The organism is Micromonospora globispora (assembly GCF_003857015.1).
Lineage (GTDB): Bacteria > Actinomycetota > Actinomycetes > Mycobacteriales > Micromonosporaceae > Micromonospora > Micromonospora globispora.
Genome location: NZ_QGGF01000067.1, coordinates 1 through 5,749, shown reverse-complemented (window position 1 = coordinate 5,749; position 5,749 = coordinate 1). Strand labels below are relative to the sequence as shown.

Below are 5,749 nucleotides of genomic sequence, written 5' to 3'. Positions count from 1 at the left end.
ACCCACCCGTCCCACCGTCGCACTTGACAGGAGAACCATGCATCCCATCGCACGCCGCGGTCTCGCGGCTGCTGCCGGCGTCGCGCTGCTGGTCGGCGCGGCGGCCTGCGCCAACGACGAGCAGAAGGCGGCCGAGAACGTCCCCGGCGTCACCGGCACCGAGGTCGTCATCGGCACCCACCAGCCCCTCACCGGGCCCGCCGCCCCCGGCTACTCGAGAATCTCCGCCGCCGTGAAGGCGTACTTCGAGCACGTCAACAGCAAGGGCGGGGTGAACGGCCGCAAGATCGTCTACAAGGTGATGGACGACGGCTACAACCCCGCCAACACCGACAACGTCGTGCGCAAGCTCGTCCTCGACGACAAGGTCTTCGCGCTCCTCGGCGGGCTCGGCACCCCTACCCACACCAACGTGCTCGAGTTCATCAAGGCCCAGAAGGTGCCGGACCTCTTCGTCGCCTCCGGCAGCCGGAACTGGAACCAGCCCGACAAGTACCCGACCACCTTCGGCTGGCAGCCCGATTACACCGTGGAGGGCAAGATCCTCGCCACCTTCGTGAAGAAGGAGTTCGCGGGGAAGAAGGTGTGCCACTTCGGCCAGAACGACGACTTCGGCCGCGACTCGCTCGCCGGCGTCGAGAAGGTCCTCGGGCCGGTGGCGGCCAAGCAGACCTACACCACCACCAACCAGCAGGTCGGGCCGGCGATCGGCGCACTGAAGGCGGCCGGCTGCGAGGTGATCATCTCCGCATCCATCCCCGGCTTCACCGCGCTGGCCATGGGGCAGGCCGCCGCCCAGGGCTTCAAGGCACAGTGGATCGTGTCCAACGTGGGTGCCGACTACACCACGCTGTCGAAGCAGCTCGGTGACAAGAAGGCCATCCTGGAGGGCATGATCGCCGACAACTATCTGCCGATGGCCGGCGACGCGAGCGACCCGTGGGTCCAGGCGTTCGGCAAGATCCACCAGCAGTACAACGCCGCCAACCCACTCGACGGCAACGCCGTCTACGGCTACTCCATGGCGTACACCTTCGTGCAGGTGCTCCAGGCGGCCGGCAAGGACCTCACCCGCGAGAAGCTGGTCGACGCGGTGGAGAAGGGCGGCTTCAAGGGGCCCGGCCTGACGCCGTTCCGGTACAGCGGGGACGTGCACGCCGGCTACAGCGGCGTCCGGCTGAACAAGGTGCAGAACGGCGCGCAGATGTACTTCGGCCCGACCTTCGTCACCGACGACGGCGACGGCGAGGTGACGGAGCACAGCGAACCGCCGACCGCCCCGCCGGCGGACGCGATCCCGACCACCTGACCCGTGGCGCGGGGGTGGGCCACCACAGCGGCGTGGCGGCCCGCCCCCGGCTCAGAAGGAGAAACGGGCCAGCGTCCAGGGCGACGCAGCAGAGCTTCTCGCCGCCCTCGCGTTCCAGGGTCACCTTGTTGGCGATTTGGAGACGCCCTGGACCGGCTCGACGCTGACCACGCTGACCCCGGCACGCACCCGGCTGCCGGTGGGCAGCGGGGCGGGGAAGCGGACCTTGTCCAGCCCGTAGTTGACGCCCATGCGCACGCCGTCGATCCGGTAGACCTCCGCGGCCAACGCCGGAATCAGCGACAGCATCAGGTAGCCATGGCCGATGGTGCCACCGAACGGCCCGTCCTTCGCCCGCTCGGGGTCCACGTGGATCCACTGCCGGTCCCCGGTCGCCTCCGCGAACGCGTCGACCTGCGCCTGGTCGACCACGTGCCAGTCGCTGTACCCGAGGTGGTCACCGACCGCCTTGGTGAGCTCGTCGGGACCGCTGAACACCCCCATCTGTCGAACCTCCCGGCCGGCCGTCCAGTCGCTGCACGTAGCGTGCATATTCTCGGCTCGTCGTGTCAACGACGCCCGACCAGCTCCGGCAGGGGCCGGCCGCACCGACAGGGGACCCGACATGACCGATACGTACGAAGCGCCGGCTCGGATGGACGGGCGGGCGGCCCGGGCCGAGCGCACCCGCAACGCGATCGTCGAGGCGCACCTGACGCTCATCGACGAGGGGGATCTCAAGCCCACCGGAGAGCGCATCGCCGAACGAGCGGGTGTCTCGCTCCGCACCCTCTGGACCAACTTCAAGGACATGGAAACCCTCTTCGCGGCGACCGGGCAGCGGGTGAGCGAGCGGCAGGAGGCGCTGTTCCGCCCGATCCCGGTGGAGTCGCCGCTCAGCCGGCGGGTCGACGAGTTCTGCGCCCAACGCGCTCAGATGCTGGAGGAGTTGGCGCCCTCGGCCCGCGCCTCCGCCCTGCGCGAGCCCTTCTCGCCCCAGTTGCGCCGTAACCGGGAAGCGAACATCGACCGGGTGCGCAGCGAGATCGAGAAGGTGTTCGGTCAGGAGCTGGCGGGCGCGGGGCGGGGGCGCGGGCAGCTGCTGGACGCACTGACGGTGGCGAGCACCTGGTCGGCCTGGTCGATGATGCGCGATGCAATGGGCCTCGACGTGGAGACGGCCCGGGCCGTCATGACGCGGACCCTCGGCGCACTGCTCGTCGACGCCATCGCCGCCGGCCTGCGGTGACCGACCAGGTGCCGTTGCGAGGGGGCGAGCATGAGTCAGCTCATCCACTCGCAGTCCGGCGTTACCACCGGACGCTCCTCGTCCTACCCGCTTACGCGGTGCGAGGTTGACGCTTCAGCGACCATCGCCAGCGAAGGTGCTGGACTTACACAGTCTCCGCGTCCGTTCGACCCCTCGGGGTCCGGTTCCCGAAGCACTCCCGGTACCGATCAAGATGGCGCCTTTAACCTGCCGCCGCAGGAGCCTTGCCTGCCGGACGAGCTTGGCTATCGCCCGCCCGGCGGCAGTCACTCTATCACCACAGTGGACTTAAACGCGTCAGCGCCTACTCCGCCGGCAGCAGCTGGCAATCCTCCGGGGTCAGCTACCGGCGTACTCGCGGGTCGGCCAGGGCGCGCGCGGCGGTGGCCACCACCCCGCTGGCGCAGAGGGTGGGTGCGCCGACCAGGAACGCCTCGCGGTCCATCCACTCGACGAGCTGCACCCCCGGCTGGGCGAGCAGCGCCTGGTCGAGGGTGAGCTCCGCATCGTCGTGGTAACAGCGCCGGGTCTCGTCGCCCACCCGCAGTGCCCAGTGGAACGGGCCGATGCGGTCGGGTCCGGTGTCAGTCTCGTCGTGCAGCTCCCACCAGCGGTCGCCGAGCGCGACCGGTTCGGCGCCGATCCGGCGGGCCGCGACGAGATCCCGGACGGTCAGGGCATCGGCGCCGGGCTCGGTCACCGGCAGGAGCAGGTCGGTCAGGTCGTCGTGGTGCTCCGCACAGGAGCAGCTGGGCCGTTGCGGGGGCGTCCAGTCCACGGCGACGGACCGTTCTTCGGGGGTGTGGTCCATGGCCGCATCGTAGGGGCAGGGGGAGCCGTCAGGACACCCCTGAGTGACGGATTACCCAACAGAACGTGAAGCTGTTACACCTCCGGCAGGCCGACGTAGTTCTCCGCCAGGCTGCTCGCATACGCCCGGGAGGTCGCCACGTACCGCAGCGTGGATGACTGCAGCTTCGCCTCGTACGCGTCCTCGCCGTCGAGGCGGTGCAGCATCGAGGTCATCCACCAGGAGAAGTGCTGGGCCCGCCAGACCCGGCGCAGCGCGGTGCGGGAGTAGTTCGCCAGCAGATCGGTCCGCCCCTCGCCGTACCAGGCGGCGAACGCGTCGCCGAGCAGCGCCACATCGGCGAGCGCCAGGTTCATGCCCTTCGCCCCGGTCGGCGGGACGATGTGCACGGCGTCGCCGGCCAGGTACAGCCGCTCCCACTGCATCGGCTCGACCACGAAGCTGCGCATCGGGGTGATGCCCTTCTCCAGGATCGGCCCCTCGTTGAGCGACCAGCCCGGCACCGTCTCCAGCCGGGCCCGCAGCTCCGCCCAGATCCGCTCGTCCGGCCAGTCGGCGATGTCCTCGTCCGGGGCGACCTGCAGGTAGAGGCGGGAGATCTCCGGCGAGCGGAGGCTGTAGAGGGCGAAGCCGCGCTCGGTGCGGGCGTAGATCAGCTCGTCGACCGCGGGCGGGGCGGCGGCGAGGATCCCCAGCCAGGCGAACGGATACGTCCGCTCGTACGTGGTCAGCACCCCGTCGGGCACCGACCCCCGGCTCACCCCGTGGAAGCCGTCGCAGCCGGCGACGAAGTCGCAGTGCAGCTCCTCCTCCCGCCCGTCCCGGCGGAACCGGATGACCGGGGAGTCGGTGTCGAGGCCGTCGAGCCGTACGTCGTCCACGTCGAAGAGGATCTGACCGCCGGCGTCGAGGCGGGCGGCGATCAGGTCCTTGACCACCTCCTGCTGCCCGTAGACGGTGATCGCCCGGCCGGTCAGCTCGGTCAGCGGCACCCGGTGCGACTCGCCGTCGAAGCGCAGCTCGATGCCTTCGTGCCGCATCCCCTCCCGCTGCAGCCGCTCACCCAGCCCGGTCCGGCAGAGCAGGTCGACCGAGCCCTGTTCGAGCACCCCGGCCCGGACCCGGTGCTCCACGTACTCCCGGCTGCGGCACTCGAGCACCACGGAGTCGATGCCGTGCCAGTGCAGCAGGTGCGAGAGCATGAGTCCCGCCGGTCCCGCACCGACGATGCCGACCTGGGTACGCATTACTGTCTCCTTCTGCCCGCGTCGTCGTCCTCCGCCCCGTCAGCCTGCCGGATCCGACGGCCGGGCGCCGCTCCCGATTTCCGTCCAGTGGAAGGCCCGGAACCACCGGCGCCGCGGACCCGCCCCCGGTCAGACCTGCCGGTTACGCCCGGCGCCGAGGGCGGCCACGGCCATCAGCGCGATCGCCAGGCAGAGCGCGACGAGTGGGACCGTCCAGCCGTCGGAGGCGTCGTGCAGCACGCCGAGCACCACCGGTCCGGTCGAGCCGAGCAGGTAGCCGACCGACTGGACCGCCCCGGAGAGGTCGCGCGCCGAGTCCGGCGTACGGGCCCGGAGGACGAGCAGCGCCAGCGCCAGGCCGATGCCGGCGCCCTGCGCCAGGCCGGCCAGCGTCGTCCAGAGCAGGTAGAGCGAGGGTGCCAGGAGCAGGCCGAGCAGGCCCACCGCCCAGGTGGCGCAGGCGAGGAGGGCGAGCCCCCGCTGGTCGCGCCGCTGGGCAGCCAGCGCCGGTGCCGCCACCGCCGTCGCGATGCCGAGCAGGTTGAACAGCGCGAGCGCCCAGCCTGCGCCGGCGACGGAGACACCCCCGTCCCGCAGCAGCGTGGGCAGCCAGGCGAGCACCGCGTAGTAGGTCAACGACTGCATGCCCATGAACACCGCGAGCTGCCAGGTGATCGGGGAGCGCAGCACGGCGGTCCCGCCCAGCCGCACTATCGGGGCGACGTGCCGGTGTCGCAGCTGCGGCAGCCAGACGACCGCCGCGACGGCGGCGAGGCCGCCCACCAGGAGCAGGGCGCCGCGCCAGCCGAGTCCGGCGTGCGCCAACGGGGCGGTCACCGCGGCGGCGAGGGCGGCGCCGCCGGTCAGCGCCGCCGTGGTCAGGGCGGTCACCGGCCCCTGCCGGTCGGGGAAGTCCTGCTTGACGATGCTGGGCACCAGCACGTTGCCGACCGTGATCCCGGCGCCCACCGCCACCGTGCCGGCCACCACCCACCAGAAGCCCGGCACCGCCCGGACCAGGCTGCCGGCGACGATGCCGAGCAGCGCCAGCAGCAGGGCTGCCTCGATGCCGATCCGCCGGCCCAGCAGGGCCGCGAAGGGGGAGAGCAGCC

6 protein-coding genes are annotated in these 5,749 nt (G+C 71.3%); 2 read left to right on the top strand and 4 right to left on the bottom strand.

Going from position 1 to position 5,749, the window contains the following annotated elements; translation table 11 throughout:
* The first annotated feature begins 37 nt into the window (after positions 1-37).
* Entirely contained in the window at positions 38-1,309 is a 1,272-nt protein-coding gene (locus DKL51_RS02215; RefSeq protein ID WP_109944808.1) for an ABC transporter substrate-binding protein, read from the top strand.
* 120 nt (positions 1,310-1,429) lie between these two features.
* Here DKL51_RS02215 and DKL51_RS02210 read toward each other — a convergent pair whose 3' ends face one another.
* On the bottom strand, positions 1,430-1,813 hold the full coding sequence (locus DKL51_RS02210; protein WP_311768022.1) for a MaoC family dehydratase: 384 nt from the start codon (positions 1,811-1,813) through the stop codon (positions 1,430-1,432).
* A 121-nt stretch (positions 1,814-1,934) separates the two neighbouring features.
* Between DKL51_RS02210 and DKL51_RS02205 the strand changes: the two genes are divergently transcribed.
* Positions 1,935-2,558, top strand: coding sequence for a TetR/AcrR family transcriptional regulator (locus tag DKL51_RS02205; protein ID WP_109944809.1), 624 nt, complete (start codon positions 1,935-1,937; stop codon positions 2,556-2,558).
* A 364-nt stretch (positions 2,559-2,922) separates the two neighbouring features.
* Here DKL51_RS02205 and DKL51_RS02200 read toward each other — a convergent pair whose 3' ends face one another.
* The 3 genes from DKL51_RS02200 to DKL51_RS02190 form a co-directional block, all read right to left on the bottom strand.
* Positions 2,923-3,390 (bottom strand): hypothetical protein, encoded by a 468-nt coding sequence (locus DKL51_RS02200; RefSeq protein ID WP_109944810.1) that lies wholly within the window; start codon positions 3,388-3,390, stop codon positions 2,923-2,925.
* Positions 3,391-3,464: 74 nt separating this feature from the next.
* Positions 3,465-4,637: a 4-hydroxybenzoate 3-monooxygenase gene (locus DKL51_RS02195; RefSeq protein ID WP_109944811.1), complete on the bottom strand. Its 1,173-nt coding sequence runs from the start codon at positions 4,635-4,637 to the stop codon at positions 3,465-3,467.
* A gap of 129 nt (positions 4,638-4,766) precedes the next feature.
* Positions 4,767-5,749 (bottom strand): MFS transporter (locus DKL51_RS02190; protein WP_185734675.1); only part of this gene is annotated, 983 nt, incomplete at its 5' end.

What these genes read in the sequence shown, in the direction of transcription:
- DKL51_RS02215 (WP_109944808.1), top strand. Translation starts at nt 38, where the DNA reads ATGCATCCCATCGCACGCCGCGGTCTCGCGGCTGCTGCCGGCGTCGCG.
- DKL51_RS02210 (WP_311768022.1), bottom strand. Translation starts at nt 1,813, where the DNA reads ATGGGGGTGTTCAGCGGTCCCGACGAGCTCACCAAGGCGGTCGGTGAC.
- DKL51_RS02205 (WP_109944809.1), top strand. Translation starts at nt 1,935, where the DNA reads ATGACCGATACGTACGAAGCGCCGGCTCGGATGGACGGGCGGGCGGCC.
- DKL51_RS02200 (WP_109944810.1), bottom strand. Translation starts at nt 3,390, where the DNA reads ATGGACCACACCCCCGAAGAACGGTCCGTCGCCGTGGACTGGACGCCC.
- DKL51_RS02195 (WP_109944811.1), bottom strand. Translation starts at nt 4,637, where the DNA reads ATGCGTACCCAGGTCGGCATCGTCGGTGCGGGACCGGCGGGACTCATG.